Genomic DNA, 14510 nt, shown 5'->3' on the forward strand with positions numbered 1-14510 from the left:
CTCATATCTTTCATACTTCAAATGAAAAGGTTTGGAATTATATACAGAAGTTTACTGAATTTAATAATTATTTTCACCAGGTGCTCACTACTTATAAGGACAAAGTGTTCCAGATGCCCATTAATTTGGAAACGATCAATCAGTTTTACAATGTCAATTTAAAACCTTACGAAGTAGATGAGTTTTTAGCAAAGGAAAAAGCAAAGGACAAGATAGATCATCCTCCTAGAAATTTTGAAGAAAAGGCGATTTCATTGATAGGTAGACCATTGTATGAGGCCTTTATTCGTGGGTATACAATGAAACAATGGAATAAAGATCCAAAGGAGTTACCTGAGTTTATTTTAAATCGTTTACCAATTCGCAAAAACTATAATGAAAGTTATTATTTTAGTAAGTGGCAAGGCATTCCGAGGGAAGGATATGGTAAAATTTTTGAGAAAATGTTATCTAATCCATTGATTACGACATTGTTAAATACAAATTTTTTTGATATTCAAAAGAATATACCAAACTCGATTCCATTGGTATATAGCGGGCCGATTGATCAGTATTTTGAATATAAGTTTGGTAAATTGGAATATCGGACATTGCGATTTGAATCTGAAATTCATCCTTACGAAGACTTCCAAGGAACATCTGTTATGAATTATGCAGAACCAACAGTTCCTTATACGCGAATTCACGAACCGAGGCATTTGCATCCAGAACGAGAATACGGTAAAACAACCTTAACAATAAAAGAATATTCCTCTCTGGACGATGGATCAAATCCATATTACCCAATTAATGATGAAAAAAATTCTAGTTTAGTAAAAAAATACCGAGAAGAGGCGAGTAGACTAAAGAATGTTTTTATCAGCGGAAGATTGGGTGACTATAAATACTTTGATATGCATGAAACAATTGCTGCCGCTTTAGCCTTGTACGAAGATCAATTGAATCCGATTTTATCTGCTTAAGTGCTTTATATTTTTAGTACTGTTTGCTTGGTTTCTTCAAAAGTTTTTTGAACAGAAATTTAACAATCTCAAAACACATGATTATCCTGCCGCGCGCCATTTGTAAAATGGTTCTTTTTTTTCCTCCCATTCCTCTCATCGTGAATGTATCCAAATGCCTTCGATAAAGCAGGTAAGGTTCTTTCAGAAATAAAACACTTCCAGTTAGTTCTGCAACCAAACCTAGCCATAAATCATGGCCGATTTCTTTTGTTTTTGGGAATGGGAGTGCTTCTGTTAGAAGTTGTTTGCGAAACGCCATGCAAGATCCATAATAAGAACTTTTAATTATATTTTTTAAGATTCCCTTCTTTGAGCCAAAATATTCAAAAAAAGAAGGATACATTTGATTTAATGATTCATCAGTGACAATCGAGTCATGGATCACTAAGTCATGTTGTTTTAAGCAGGAATTTATTTTTTCAATTTTACCATCTAACCAAACATCATCTTGATCGGAAAGGTAAATGTAATCTCCGGTTGCATGGATTAACGCATTTTGGAAATTGAGAATAGGGTCCCTAAAACCTTGTCCTAAAAATAATTTTATCCTGTTATCTTTTTTTGCAAAATATCTTAGTATCTGGATTGTGTTGTCGGTAGAAGAGTCATCTGAGATGATCACTTCATCATCGAAAGTAAGTTGGTTTAAAATCGAATCGAGTTGGTCTTTTAGAAATTTTTCTCCATTATATGTAGCGATACAGACTGTAACTTTTGCTTTGGATTCCATAGGATTCAACTCTACCAATTTCAATGATTTGCCAAGCTATAAGACAACATAGCATTTTCTTCCGAAAGACTTTCAATTTTGAAGAAAAATTCATAAGTGATATTTTTATGAGCTTTTGATATCGAATTTTTCTATACGAAAGAGATATTTATAAAAATATATCAAGAAATCGGTCATATTTCAATTTATGCAAGTTCAAACTTTCCCAATAGATGGTCCTGTATTATTATTTCCTAAGGTGCATGGCGATGACAGGGGATTCTTTTTTGAATCCTTTAAGGCATCACTTTTCGAACAGTATGGTATTCCCAAGTTTTTTCTCCAGGATAATCACTCAAAATCAGCAAAGAATGTACTCCGAGGATTACATTTTCAGGCTCCGCCTTTTGACCAAGGGAAGTTAGTACGCGTCATTAAAGGTTCAGTTCTTGATGTCATCGTAGATATTCGAAAAAATTCTAAAACCTATGGCCAACACATTTCTGTAACTCTAACAGAGAAAGGGCATGAAATTTTTTGGGTTCCGAGTGGATTTTTACATGGCTTTCTTACTTTAGAAAATGACACGGAGTTTTTATATAAGGTAACCAATGAATATGCAAGAGAGAGTGAAGGTGGGGTTTTATTCAATGATCCTACCTTAGCGATCAAATGGGGTGTTAGTGGTGAAGATTGTATCTTATCGGAAAAAGATAAGGCATTGCCATTGTTTCATGATTTTGTCAGCCCTTTTTAATGAACCAATATTAACGATTACCGAAATTTCATTAGGAAAAGTTTGAATAGAATGTCAAAAACCAGAAATATTTTAGTTACGGGCGGAGCGGGGTTTATTGGATCTAATTTTGTTCATACAATTTTGGAATCAGAGGAAGATGTAAAAGTTACAGTAATTGATAAACTAACCTATGCAGGCAACTTAAGAAACTTAGAAAAGTGGAAGGATGATAAACGGTTTCAATTTCTTAAAATAGATATCACGGAAAAAGAAAAAGTTTTGAGTTTGGAAAACGAACTTGAAATTGGTGAGATTGTACACTTTGCTGCAGAGTCACATGTGGATCGATCGATTTTGGGACCAGAAGAGTTTGTTAAAACAAATGTTCTTGGGACTTTTTATTTATTAGAACTTGCTCGGAAATTAAAGGAAAAAAATAAATTAAAAGTATTCCTGCATGTATCCACTGATGAAGTGTTTGGGACATTAGACCATGACGGAGCATTTACAGAATCGACTCCTTATGCACCGAATTCACCTTATTCGGCCTCGAAAGCTAGTTCTGATCATTTGGTACGATCTTATTTTCACACTTATGGATTACCAGTTATTACTACTAATTGTTCAAATAATTATGGTCCTTTTCATTTTCCAGAAAAATTGATCCCTTTGATGATATTGAATTGTTTGAGAGGAAAGCCATTACCAGTATATGGAAATGGTGGAAACATTCGAGATTGGTTATATGTAAAAGATCACTGCCTTGCTATAAATATGGTAATGAAGAAGGGGAAATTTGGTGAAACTTATAATATTGGTACTCGAAATGAAAAAACAAATTTGGACATTGTACATACAATTTGTGATTTAATGGACAAAAAAAATCCCGAAGGAAAACCACATCGGAATTTAATCCAATTTGTCAAGGATCGACCTGGCCACGATTTTCGATATGCGATCGATCCTAAAAAAATAGAATCAGAAATTGGTTGGAAACCTAAATATAAATTTGAAGTGGCAATTGAAGAAACTGTAAATTGGTTTTTGGAAAATCGTGCTTGGTGGGAAGAAATTCTTTCTGGGGACTACAATCTTTATTACGAAATGCAATATAAGGCAATCAATTAATCATGAAAGGAATTATTCTCGCAGGTGGATCTGGGACAAGGTTGTACCCTGTTACAAAGGTTGTATGCAAACAGTTGTTACCAGTTTACGACAAACCGATGATTTATTACCCTCTTAGTACTCTAATGTTAGCTGGGATCAGAGAAATATTAATCATCTCTACTCCTGAATCAACTCCACTATTTAAAGAAATGTTGGGCAATGGGGAGCAATGGGGTATCCGTTTGGAATATGCGGTGCAGCCGTCACCTGATGGACTTGCACAGGCTTTCCTAATTGGAGATTCTTTTTTAAATAGTGGAGAGCCTTGTTCTTTGATTCTTGGTGATAACATTTTTTTTGGGCATGGAATGGAAGAGCAGTTAAGTGCAGCGGTGAAAAAAGAGTCAGGGGCAACTGTGTTTGCTTACCATGTGAATGATCCTGAACGATATGGGGTCGTAGAATTTGATGTAAATAAAAAAGCCATATCCATCGAAGAAAAACCACTTTCACCTAAAAGTAATTATGCAGTAACGGGATTATATTTTTATGACAAAAATGTCGTGGAGTACGCTAAGTCAGTAAAGCCCTCAAAACGTGGTGAACTTGAAATTACAGATTTAAATAAAATTTACTTAGAGAATGGTACTTTAGATGTACAATTAATGGGTAGAGGGTATGCTTGGTTAGATACCGGTACTCATGAATCCTTATTGGAAGCAAGTAGCTTTGTCGAAACAGTGGAAAGAAGACAAGGGCTAAAGATTGCTTGTCCAGAGGAAATTGCATTTCGTAAAGGTTATATCACTGGGAAAGATTTAGAGGAATTAGCCTTGCCGTTAAAGAAAAATGGTTATGGTCAATACCTCTTACGAATATTAAATGAAACTATTTTCTAAATCCATACGGAGTTATCATGCAAACAATTCTTGTTTTTGGTTCCACTGGCCAAGTTGCACAGGAAATTCAAAGTCTTCGAAATGAACATCAAAATTACCATTTTGAATTCATTGGGCGGGAAAAGATCAATTTTGAATCAAAAAAAGACATCGATACATTCTTCCAGGAAAAGATTCCAAATGAAACAATTGGTTTGATAAATGCTGTTGCCTATACTGCCGTAGATTTAGCAGAAACTGAATCTGATAAAGCACATTTGGTCAATGCGGAAGCTCCAGCTTTAATGGCTGAATATACAAGACGCCTTGGGATCAAATTGTTTCATTTCTCTACGGATTTTGTGTTCGATGGTTTGAAACCAACGCCGTACAAAGAAAACGATGAAAAGAATCCTTTGTCGGTTTATGGTAAAACAAAGTCGATTGGTGAAGATTTAGTCTTAGAAAGAGATCCAAATGCTATCGTAATTCGAACATCTTGGGTTTATTCAAAATATGGTAAAAATTTTCTGAAGACAATGGTTCGATTGGCGAAAGAAAAAGAGCAAGTTTCTGTTGTCGATGATCAAATTGGAACACCCACTTGGGCTAAAGATTTGGCCAAGTTAGGAATTCAGGCTTTGGCTTCAGATCAATCGGGGATCTTCCATTTTTCTAATGAAGGTGTTGCGAGTTGGTATGATTTTGCATATGAAATTATTTCACGTGTAAATCCAAACTGTAGAGTACTACCAATTCCATCGGAAGCTTACCCAACACCTGCCAAAAGACCTTCCTATAGTGTGTTAAGCAAAAAGAAAACGAGAGAATCTTTTTCCACCGAAAGTATTCATTGGAAAGAGAGAGTTTCAATTGTTTTAGATCAATTAAATTGTTGAGTATAAAAATTTATGGTCCAACCTAAAGTATCTGTTATCATGCCTGCATACAATGCGGTAGCCTATTTAGAAGAGTCGGTCAAGTCATTAAGAGACCAATCCTTTCAAGATTGGGAATTGTTATTAGTGGATGACTGTTCAAAGGATGATACTGCGAAATTGGCCAAAAAGATTGCCAAAGAGGATACACGTATCCAGTTCATTCAAAAGGAAAAGAATTCCGGTTCAGCGGACACTCGAAATAAGGGGATTGAATTAGCAAAAGGTGAGTTCATTTCTTTTTTGGACGCAGATGATTTATGGGAAAATGATTTTCTGGAAAAGATGATTTCTCATATGGAAAAAAACAACTCACCATTTTCGTTTGCTTCTTATAGAATTATAGATGAAAACGGTTTTGAGTTCTGTAAGCCATTTCTCGTGCAATCAAAGACGTATACCTATCGCAATTTATTGCATTATAATCGGGTCGGATTGTTGACCGCCGTTTACCATGTACCGAGTGTTGGAAAAAAATATTTTGATCCATCTTTGAAAAGTTTAAGGGACGATTATGCCTTATGGTTAGACATTTTGAGAGATGGGAAAAAAGCGATTGGGAATGAAGAGATATTAGCAAGGTATAGAGTGCGTAGGGGAGCTGCCACCTCGAACAAAAAAAAGGTAATGCTCGCACACTTTAGAATGCTGAAAGATCGGGAGAAATTACCTACAATATATGCCTTTTTGCTTACGATCATCCACGGATTGTTAGGTCTTCGAAAGTATAAAAACAAGTAATACATTCATGTCGAGCTCGTCTCTTTTTACGGCTTGACTAGACAAGTTTAAATTGATATAAAGTTGGTAGATATGGTCTCAAAAAAAAATAACTCGAATTCTAGTTCCACAAAGACTTCACTCATCATCCCTATTTATAACGAGTCTGGCCATCTGGAAGAATTCTTAAAGAGAGTGGATGCATTGCAACTTTCCACAAAAAAAGAACTGGTTTTTATAGATGATGCTTCCCGAGACAAATCATTGGAAATATTAAAAAATTTTCGGTTTAAATCTGAGGCGAAAATTTTAACCCAAGAAAAAAATCAGGGAAAAGGTGCCGCGTTACACCGAGGTATTTCGGAAGCTACTGGTGATATCATCATTGTCCAAGATGCGGATTTCGAATATGACATGGATGAAATCAACATGTTGATTGAGCCAATTGCAAAAGGGAAAGCTGATGTTGTTTTTGGCTCTAGATTTAAGAAAGATGGGCGCCAGGTTCATAGGACTTTCCATTATTTAATCAATCGGATACTGACCATCTTATCTAATTTCCTCAGCGGATTGTATTTAACAGATATGGAAACTTGTTATAAGGCATTCCGATCCGAAATAGTTCAGAATATAAATTTGGAGTCAAAACGATTTGGTTTTGAGCCTGAAATAACGGCAAAGTTGGCGAGATTAAAAATTCGAGTGCAAGAATACCCAATTTCCTATTATCCAAGAAATTATTTAGAAGGCAAAAAAATTACATGGAAGGATGGAGTTGCAGCACTTCGGCATATCTTATATTTCAATGTAATTGTTTCCAAACGAGATTTTTTCCATAAAAACATGCCAGAGAAGTACATTCCTAAATCTGCCAATTGGCTTTAAGATGAAACGAAATTTCATTCTGATTTTTGATATCATCTACTTTTTAGGATTTCTCACCCTTTTCTTTGGAGATACAAATCAAAAATTTTTCCGCAATGATGCGATTGGCTTCGGCATCCTATTTTTTTTAATTTATTACTTTTTAACATTCAAATCGAAGAAACATACATTATATTCATACTTCCATTTACTGTTTGTTATCCTTTTATCCAATTATGTTTTCTTTAAATTGGCCGAATATGATCCCATCCAATTGCTTCCAGAAAAATTAGCGATAAAATTGATGATGGTATTTTGGAATGTGTTTATTCTCCACCAACACATGTACGTTTCCGAAATGGATTTCCGAAAATTTGGTAGCATATTTGCGATCGTTCCATGTTTTGTCTTTTCTAATTTTATTACCTTTCCTGTGATACCAATAGGAATTGCAATAGGATTATGCTTTCGGAATCATTCGTTTAAAAATATTAACTTAACTATCCAATGGATAGTATTCTTTGGCTTTCTAATTTTTTGGTTCTTTAGGGATTGGACCGATGATTTTGCATTAAATCGAGTGATTTTGTTAGCTGAGGTATCGATTTTATATTTACTTTTGAAAAGTTCGGATCGGAGTTTAAAATATAGATTAATCGATAGTGTTCTAATTATTTTTTTTCTCAATGCTTTAATTTTGATTTCAAAAATGTTTTTAGACGTTGAATTTAAGGTGGATAGCTACAAAGAAGATTTGTATTTAATTCCAGTCAGTTTAATAGGTTCAAACGCATTTCTTATTCTCGTTTTGACCGTAATGTCTTTTAGAGGAAAAAATAAAATTAAGAATGCCTTTTATTTAATGGTTTTACTCTTTGCTGCATTGCTATTATTGCTCTCTGTTTCAAGAATTTCTATCCTTTCCGTTTGCATTTTCGTAATCTATTATATTTGGAGCCAAAGAAAATCAAAGGTAACTAGAGTTTTGTATGCGATATTGGCCATCCTTCTGGGAATTTTCATTCTCTATCTTGGATACAATGAAAAATCCATTATGAGCTTTGGGACTTTGGGAATTCGATTTTCGATTTGGAAATTACATATTCTCGCGACATTGAAGAATGCAGTTTTAACTGGATTTGGGTTTCATTCGGAACGTATCATTCCATTTGTAAGTTTAAGTGAATTGCCAATTTCTGATTTTGCCTTGGTAAAGGATTATATCATTCATTTTAATACCTATCCACTTGCACACAATTTATATTTTCAGATTCTTAGCTCAACTGGAACTTTGGGTTTGTTGATGTTTTTTATTTGGTTTCTTTTGGCCACTGTTCAATATTTGAGAAATTATCATCGATTCAATCAAAGGGCTCATATGGTGTATCTAGTTCTTTTGATTTGGTTGGTTCATGAATCATTGGATTTTAGCAGTTTGGAGATTGCCAATTTTTTTATTTTATGTTTACTTTTTGGGGACTTAGCATCTTCGGGAATCGAAGAGAAAAGTGAAGATCGAAATTTTAAAGGTGTATTTGTGTCATCTTTTGTGGTTTTATTTTTTCTTACGTTATTTCTCTTTTCCTTAAGATTTAGTTATATTGAACAATTATCTTTTAAGTATCATAAAAATATTCAATTGTCTACATTTTACGAATTTAGACCTGCTTCTGAATCTGCAGCTCAATCTATTCATGATAAAGTGAATCTGAATGTTGGCGATTATGAGATTCGTTTCTTTGGTGAAAGATATTTTTTTTTAAAACATGCATTGTCATATCGTTCTCAGTATGAATCAAATCAATTAAACCAATGTTTCCAGTATATCTCAAGAAAGGAATTGTGTTACGCAAATCTTTTAAGTTATATAGATCGGCTTGATGATCAAAACAAAGGACATTATAAATTGGCCATACAGGCATTGTTGGCTTCAACCGATCCATTCGGCATATACTCAAAGGATTTTTTATGAAGAAAAGATTTGTTAGTTTCGTCATTCCATGTTTGAACGAAGAGAAAACTTTACCGTTTGTTTTGGAAAAATTGGTAAAAGTGAAAACTGACCTAAAGAAAGATTTTGAAGTCGAAATTGTAGTATCTGATAATGGCAGTACAGATTTATCAAAAGTCGTTGCAAAGAAATATGGGGTAAGAGTCGTAGATGCGATTGAAAAAGGTTATGGAGCTGCCCTTGACTTTGGAATTCGTAGTGCAAAAGGGGAAATCATTGTTTTTGCTGATGCTGACGATACTTATGATTTTTTGGAATCACCACGTCTTATACGGGAATTGGTTAATCGTGAATGCGAAATGGTGATTGGTTCCAGAATGGATGGAACAATCCATAAAGGTGCGATGCCCTTTTTACACAGATACCTTGGAACCCCAGTGATCAATTGGATTATTAATTTATTATATGCTAAAAAAAGTAAGATTAGAGATTCAAATTCAGGTTTTCGCTGCTTTTTGAAAGAAAGTTATTTGAAGTGGAATATAAAGAGTAAGGGGATGGAATTTGCCTCTGAGTTGTTGATTAAAGCGCTTGTGAATGATTCAAGTTTGTATCATGTTCCAGTTTCTTTATATCCGGATAAGGCCGGTAGGATTCCGCATTTAAAGACTTGGAGAGATGGAATGAGGCATCTCCTGCGTATTTTATTTTACGGTCCACATTTATTTGAAAGAACGGGCTCAGTTTTACTTATATTTTTTTGGATCCAATTGTTATTGGGTTTGGGTTTTGGTAAGGTAATTAATGTGTTTGGAATGAATTTATATGGCATTCATTCTATGATTATATTTTCCTTTTTTTCGATTTTGGGTTTGAGTTTGTGGGGCACAGGTTTACTCATTGCAACGAAACAGTCTAAAATTAGTCGGGTGTATTCTTCCATTCTGTCTTTAGAGGAAGATAAGTTGTTCTTTGTATTGATCTCTGGTTTAATTGTGATTTTATTTGCTGTTGTTTGGATTTTTTTGCAATGGCGAAAGTTTTCATACCAATTTATCAATTTGGAAAGGGAATTTTTAGTTGCATCCACTTTGAGTTTAACATTACTTATTTTTGCTCTCCAAGCAGTTACTTCTCACATTATAAAAAGAGATTAAATTGGAATGAGTTTTTCCAAACGTTTTAGTATTTATTTACTCATAGTTTTTTTGCCTTTTTTTTATCGTTACCAGTGGAATCATAATTCGATTTTCATATCAAGTGACCCTGAAATAAAATACTATCAGGTAATTCATTCTTTGGAAGGGGGCTCTCCTTCGGAATGTTACTTTCCTGCGGAGAAACTTGGATTTAATTTATCGTTTATTCCTTTTGGTTATCCTTGGGCATTTAATTTAAAATCTGGAAATTGTGTATTCCAATACCCAGTTTTGTTTACTTGGATTCAAAAGGGAATCGTTTGGTTCACCTCGATCCAAGTCATTACCTATATACCGATATTATTTTTTCTTTTTAATTTTGTTCTTCTCGATCGCATTTTTACAAAACATAAATTGAATGATACAATGATACTCTTTGCTGTGATCATTGTGCAATGTTTTACTCCAATTTTTTTATCATCTTTGGATTATTCCGAATTAACTCTAACTAATTTTTTTCTACTCTTAGTCATTTATTTGTTTCATAATACCGACACTAAATTTCCAAAACTGAGTGATTGTACATTATCCTTAGCAATTGTCTTAAACTTCCAATTACGACCAGAATCGACAATTGCACTTGTCATCTATTTTAGTCTTTACCTACTTTTACATGAAAATCGAAATCAATTTATACGAAGGATGATTCCTATCGCTCTATATGCCATAGTTTTTCAGGGAATCTTTTGTATATACAATTATGATATTTATGGTCACATATTGGGAATGCGGGGCTTAAATACGATGAACGATATGAGTTCTGCAGACCTACAAAAAGATTTATTTGGCGGATTCATTGCCGATCTTTGGGGAAACGAATTTAAAATTGGAATTTTTAAAGGTTATCCCATTCTCTTCCTTACCATACTGTGCATTTTTTTTGAACGAAACAAAACGAGACTGTTGTATTTATTATCAGGAATTTTGTTTTTTTTGTTTTTGCCTTTTATATCTCCATACCGGGCTGGGGTAGATATATTTGGAATGAGGTATTTTGAGAGTGGTGTTTACCTGGCCATGATTGGATTTTTTTTAACGGTCACCAATCATAAAAAGATACGATACTTTCTTATTCTTTCGTTATTTTTGCTTTACTTTAGTTATAAATCGGATGGAAGAGCAATCAAACAATGGTCCTCATCTGCAAAAATGTACCAGCAAGTCATGGGAGAGTTTGATGCATTAAGACCAGATTTGATTGTGCACCGTGGACTTTCGCTTTCCTACCTTATTGGACAAAGTTATATCCAATATCCCCAGATAGCCATTTATTCCAATTCAGATTGGGAAAAAGTGGAATCCATTGCCAGAAATCAAAAATGGAAAATCCTTTTTTTAGAGTGGGAAGGAAACCAGTTAGTTAGTAATGAATTTCCAAAGAAAATTTGGAAGGAAAAGTTTGATATTAATTTTAATTTGTCCCCCAAAGCGTATACAGTGGTATCGAATCATAGAATTGCTCACTTTAACGGTTATTTGTTGGAAGAAAAGAAGTGAATCTAAACCAAAGAATTAAAGCAATTTTAGATCAATTTCTTTTGGAACCAAAGGTTTTAATTGTCCTTTCGTTATCTCTGATAGGGATTTTGGTTTTTAAACGGTACCAATGGGATCATGGAATTAGCCCACTTATACAATCTGATTCTCAAATCAAATTATACCAAGTCGTCGAATATAAAAATAATGGATTAGGGTCTCATGAGTGTTTCAATGAAAGGAATATACATGATGAGAATTATCGTTTTTTCCCCTTTCGGTATCCTTGGGCTTTTTTTGTAAAAGATTCAAATGGTAACATTAAGTGCTTTTTTCAATATCCTAGTTTTTTTCCTCATTCCCATCGGAGTGAGTTTCCTCATTTATTTTCTATTGGGACATCACAAGGAATATTTAAGTGCCGTCTTTACCGTTTCTTCCAAACACCAAACAAGTATCACAGTCGGATTTCCATATAAAGATTTGCTAAAACTCTTCTGGCCAGCAATCATCCTTACTACCATTTCCCTACTCATCGACTTTAAAAACGTTAGCGAAAAAATGATTTTCCTTATATTGACACTTACTGGAATCATTGGTGCAAGTTACACAGGTTACTTCTTCCAACATTATTTCCTAGCTTTAGTTCCACCTTTAGCAATTTTAGCGATTCCAAAAAAGCAAATCACTGTCTTTATTCCAATCATCATCACTTCACTTCTACTTTATTCTTGGTCAAACATTTCCAATCGTTGGAAAAAAGATTTACTCTACATTCCTGACCATAGTAAAATCATTGCAGCTCAAATCAAAGGTCTTGGTGGAGGCCAATTATTCGTGGCAAGCGGAGTGCATGCAACGTATATTTATCTAAACCAATTGAGCCCTACTGCATATGTCCAACCTGTGAATTATATAGATCCGTTCTTTTCGAAGAATTTTAGTGTCGATATTCAACGAGTTCTAAAAGAAATTGAAGCTGTTCCATTCATCCAGTGGTGCAATCCAATTCCATTGGAAAATGCCAAAGGAAATGAAAGCATAAACCAAGAATTTATTTCACCTTTGCAACTTATGGTAAAAGAGAAATACCAAAAACTGCAAACAGAGTTAGAAGAATGTAGTTTATACAAAAAAACTTATCTTAAATGATATTGTTATCTCTATAATAGAGACTTATTTTGCGGTCCATAACAAAAGCTTGAATCCAGCGATGGTTTCATCAGATTTTATTTGATAATAATTCGATTGTATTTCAAATTTTGTGTCAATCCACTCCTGATAAAATTCATTTGAGGAATTTAAATCTTGTGGTGGCTTAAAGTCATAATAGAAAATCTGAATTTGTTTTACACCTGATTGAAAAAGTTTCGATTCCAGCGCATGAAATTCTTTCAGATTATGCGTGATATAATGAGGTTTCTTTAAAAAAGAGTCCGAGACTAAAAGAAGATCAAAGGTACTCAAATGAATCACGGGCGCATTTGCATGTTCCTCTAATTTTCCTTGGAAAATTTCATGGTATTTTTTTACGTAATCTATTGTTTTAAAATTGCGCCTAACATGAAAAACACCAAGCAGTAACTGTAAAAATAATAATCCAATCAATAAATAGGACCAACTATTTTTCTGAGATGTTCCTAGGAATGAGATGAGAAATATACAAAATAAAATATAGGAAAATTCAGTAAACCGCATTCCCAAATATAAACCACCCGAGGAATAGGGACTAAAAAGAACGATCAGAACAAAGGAAATCAAAGATGAGTAAAACAAAAATCTTTGGATTCGATTCCATTCGAATTTGAAAAGGGAAAGTAGAAGTAGAATGATGATTGGAAAACAATAGAAAACAAAGCCCACCCTATTTTCGTCACCAAAAAAATATTGCCAGATTAAACGAAGTCTGTGGCTAAAATCGATTCTAAAGAAATCATTGTATGAAACCCTGCTTCTGATTCCAAAAAATTCCTGGAATTCAATATAATTATATAAACCAAATAAAATGAATGAAAATCCAAATCCAAATAGGATAAAAAAATGTTTTTTGATAAATCCCATTATATTGGAACGATTGTTTAGAATTAAATAAACGTAAGGAATCCCAATATAAAACAAAGATTCTGATCGTAAAAAGATCGCAAATCCGCCCACAAAGCCCGAAAGAAAATATAGTACAAGTAACCCACTCAGTAACTTCCAGAACCAATTTTTTTCTTTGTGGAAGGATACGATAACCATCGTTAGTGCAATCAAATGAAGAAATGAGGTCCATCGTAATGTGACTGGATCGTATGGTAACACGAAAAGGGAAATCGCGTGGATAAGGTAAATTCCAATTGGTTTGATGTCCCATAAGTCGACATACGGAATTTGACCAAGTAGTATCCCTTTTCCCATAATAAAATATGTGATTTCATCCCAGTCGAGAACGGAAACATTGAAAGTGAAGGAACGAAAGTAGTATCCGAAGGAAAAGAGAGAAAGTAATAATGTGAAAAAGGTGAATAAATTGGTTCTGTTAAAGTAAGATCTATTAAAATCTTTATTTGTTCGTATTGGGAATTTCATTTTCATAATAAAAATAAATCTGGGGATTGGCGGAACAGATAATCTACTCTTCTATTTAGTTGGACTTTCAACATCATAAATGTTCGTTGAAACCTGTAACTATTTTTTTAATTCGAATATTTCCAATTCTGCTAACATTAGGATGGAGTAAGGAGTATTCCGATTCACACTCATTTTCAATTGATCGCTAGGGCAATTTTCAATTTGAAATGCCAAAGAATGTGATCTTAATGGATTATCAATAAATTCCAATGGGTTTAACTTGGGAAATTGGAATTTGGTGATTGTCTCGCCACAACTAATATTGATTCCATACGGTAATTTTTCTATAAATGGACCTGCACTCATTTT

The 14510-nt window shown here is 33.9% G+C and carries 14 protein-coding genes; 11 read left to right on the forward strand and 3 right to left on the reverse strand.

All coding sequences use genetic code 11. The annotated features are described in order from the left end of the window. Positions 1–962, forward strand: a 962-nt coding sequence (locus EHQ62_RS15400) for a UDP-galactopyranose/dTDP-fucopyranose mutase family protein (protein ID WP_135644481.1), incomplete at its 5' end; no start/stop codon positions are given. 13 nt (positions 963–975) lie between these two features. On the opposite strand, the gene EHQ62_RS15405 is transcribed toward EHQ62_RS15400, so the two are convergent. Next, a complete protein-coding gene (locus tag EHQ62_RS15405) occupies positions 976–1734 on the reverse strand; it encodes a glycosyltransferase family 2 protein (protein WP_135644483.1) in 759 nt (252 codons plus the stop codon). A gap of 187 nt (positions 1735–1921) precedes the next feature. Here EHQ62_RS15405 and rfbC point away from each other — a divergent pair, with 187 nt between their 5' ends. From rfbC to EHQ62_RS15460, 10 genes are all read left to right on the forward strand, one after another. Next, complete coding sequence (rfbC, locus tag EHQ62_RS15410) at positions 1922–2470, forward strand: dTDP-4-dehydrorhamnose 3,5-epimerase (protein ID WP_135644484.1); 549 nt, start codon at positions 1922–1924, stop codon at positions 2468–2470. Positions 2471–2521: 51 nt separating this feature from the next. Beyond that, entirely contained in the window at positions 2522–3580 is a 1059-nt protein-coding gene (gene rfbB, locus EHQ62_RS15415; protein ID WP_135644486.1) for a dTDP-glucose 4,6-dehydratase, read from the forward strand. A 2-nt stretch (positions 3581–3582) separates the two neighbouring features. After that, complete coding sequence (gene rfbA, locus EHQ62_RS15420) at positions 3583–4461, forward strand: glucose-1-phosphate thymidylyltransferase RfbA (RefSeq protein ID WP_135644488.1); 879 nt, start codon at positions 3583–3585, stop codon at positions 4459–4461. 17 nt (positions 4462–4478) lie between these two features. After that, entirely contained in the window at positions 4479–5339 is an 861-nt protein-coding gene (rfbD, locus tag EHQ62_RS15425; RefSeq protein WP_135644489.1) for a dTDP-4-dehydrorhamnose reductase, read from the forward strand. Positions 5340–5351: 12 nt separating this feature from the next. After that, a complete protein-coding gene (locus tag EHQ62_RS15430) occupies positions 5352–6119 on the forward strand; it encodes a glycosyltransferase family 2 protein (RefSeq protein WP_135644491.1) in 768 nt (255 codons plus the stop codon). A gap of 72 nt (positions 6120–6191) precedes the next feature. Then, positions 6192–6983, forward strand: a complete 792-nt coding sequence (locus EHQ62_RS15435) for a glycosyltransferase family 2 protein (protein WP_135644493.1) — start codon at positions 6192–6194, stop codon at positions 6981–6983. 253 nt (positions 6984–7236) lie between these two features. After that, positions 7237–8934, forward strand: coding sequence for an O-antigen ligase family protein (locus tag EHQ62_RS15440; RefSeq protein ID WP_167482886.1), 1698 nt, complete (start codon positions 7237–7239; stop codon positions 8932–8934). Further along, positions 8931–10070, forward strand: coding sequence for a glycosyltransferase family 2 protein (locus EHQ62_RS15445; RefSeq protein ID WP_135644497.1), 1140 nt, complete (start codon positions 8931–8933; stop codon positions 10068–10070). The genes EHQ62_RS15440 and EHQ62_RS15445 overlap by 4 nt, the downstream gene beginning before the upstream one ends. Before the next feature lie 6 nt (positions 10071–10076). Then, positions 10077–11609, forward strand: a complete 1533-nt coding sequence (locus tag EHQ62_RS15450) for an LA_3751/LA_3752 family putative glycosyltransferase (RefSeq protein WP_135644499.1) — start codon at positions 10077–10079, stop codon at positions 11607–11609. Positions 11610–11900: 291 nt separating this feature from the next. Next, complete coding sequence (locus tag EHQ62_RS15460) at positions 11901–12740, forward strand: hypothetical protein (protein WP_167482887.1); 840 nt, start codon at positions 11901–11903, stop codon at positions 12738–12740. Between the two features lie 24 nt (positions 12741–12764). Here EHQ62_RS15460 and EHQ62_RS15465 read toward each other — a convergent pair whose 3' ends face one another. Together EHQ62_RS15465 and EHQ62_RS18650 are read right to left on the reverse strand one after the other, a co-directional pair. Further along, complete coding sequence (locus tag EHQ62_RS15465) at positions 12765–14159, reverse strand: hypothetical protein (protein WP_208720709.1); 1395 nt, start codon at positions 14157–14159, stop codon at positions 12765–12767. 99 nt (positions 14160–14258) lie between these two features. Continuing rightward, positions 14259–14510, reverse strand: a 252-nt coding sequence (locus EHQ62_RS18650; protein ID WP_208720710.1) for a hypothetical protein, incomplete at its 5' end; no start/stop codon positions are given.

This window comes from Leptospira jelokensis (assembly GCF_004769635.1).
In the GTDB taxonomy this organism is placed as follows: Bacteria; Spirochaetota; Leptospiria; order Leptospirales; family Leptospiraceae; genus Leptospira_A; species Leptospira_A jelokensis.

What these genes read in the sequence shown, in the direction of transcription:
- rfbC (WP_135644484.1), top strand. Translation starts at nt 1,922, where the DNA reads ATGCAAGTTCAAACTTTCCCAATAGATGGTCCTGTATTATTATTTCCT.
- EHQ62_RS15445 (WP_135644497.1), top strand. Translation starts at nt 8,931, where the DNA reads ATGAAGAAAAGATTTGTTAGTTTCGTCATTCCATGTTTGAACGAAGAG.
- rfbA (WP_135644488.1), top strand. Translation starts at nt 3,583, where the DNA reads ATGAAAGGAATTATTCTCGCAGGTGGATCTGGGACAAGGTTGTACCCT.
- EHQ62_RS15465 (WP_208720709.1), bottom strand. Translation starts at nt 14,159, where the DNA reads ATGAAATTCCCAATACGAACAAATAAAGATTTTAATAGATCTTACTTT.
- EHQ62_RS15450 (WP_135644499.1), top strand. Translation starts at nt 10,077, where the DNA reads ATGAGTTTTTCCAAACGTTTTAGTATTTATTTACTCATAGTTTTTTTG.
- rfbB (WP_135644486.1), top strand. Translation starts at nt 2,522, where the DNA reads ATGTCAAAAACCAGAAATATTTTAGTTACGGGCGGAGCGGGGTTTATT.
- EHQ62_RS15435 (WP_135644493.1), top strand. Translation starts at nt 6,192, where the DNA reads ATGGTCTCAAAAAAAAATAACTCGAATTCTAGTTCCACAAAGACTTCA.
- EHQ62_RS15405 (WP_135644483.1), bottom strand. Translation starts at nt 1,734, where the DNA reads ATGGAATCCAAAGCAAAAGTTACAGTCTGTATCGCTACATATAATGGA.
- rfbD (WP_135644489.1), top strand. Translation starts at nt 4,479, where the DNA reads ATGCAAACAATTCTTGTTTTTGGTTCCACTGGCCAAGTTGCACAGGAA.
- EHQ62_RS15430 (WP_135644491.1), top strand. Translation starts at nt 5,352, where the DNA reads ATGGTCCAACCTAAAGTATCTGTTATCATGCCTGCATACAATGCGGTA.
- EHQ62_RS15460 (WP_167482887.1), top strand. Translation starts at nt 11,901, where the DNA reads ATGGTAACATTAAGTGCTTTTTTCAATATCCTAGTTTTTTTCCTCATT.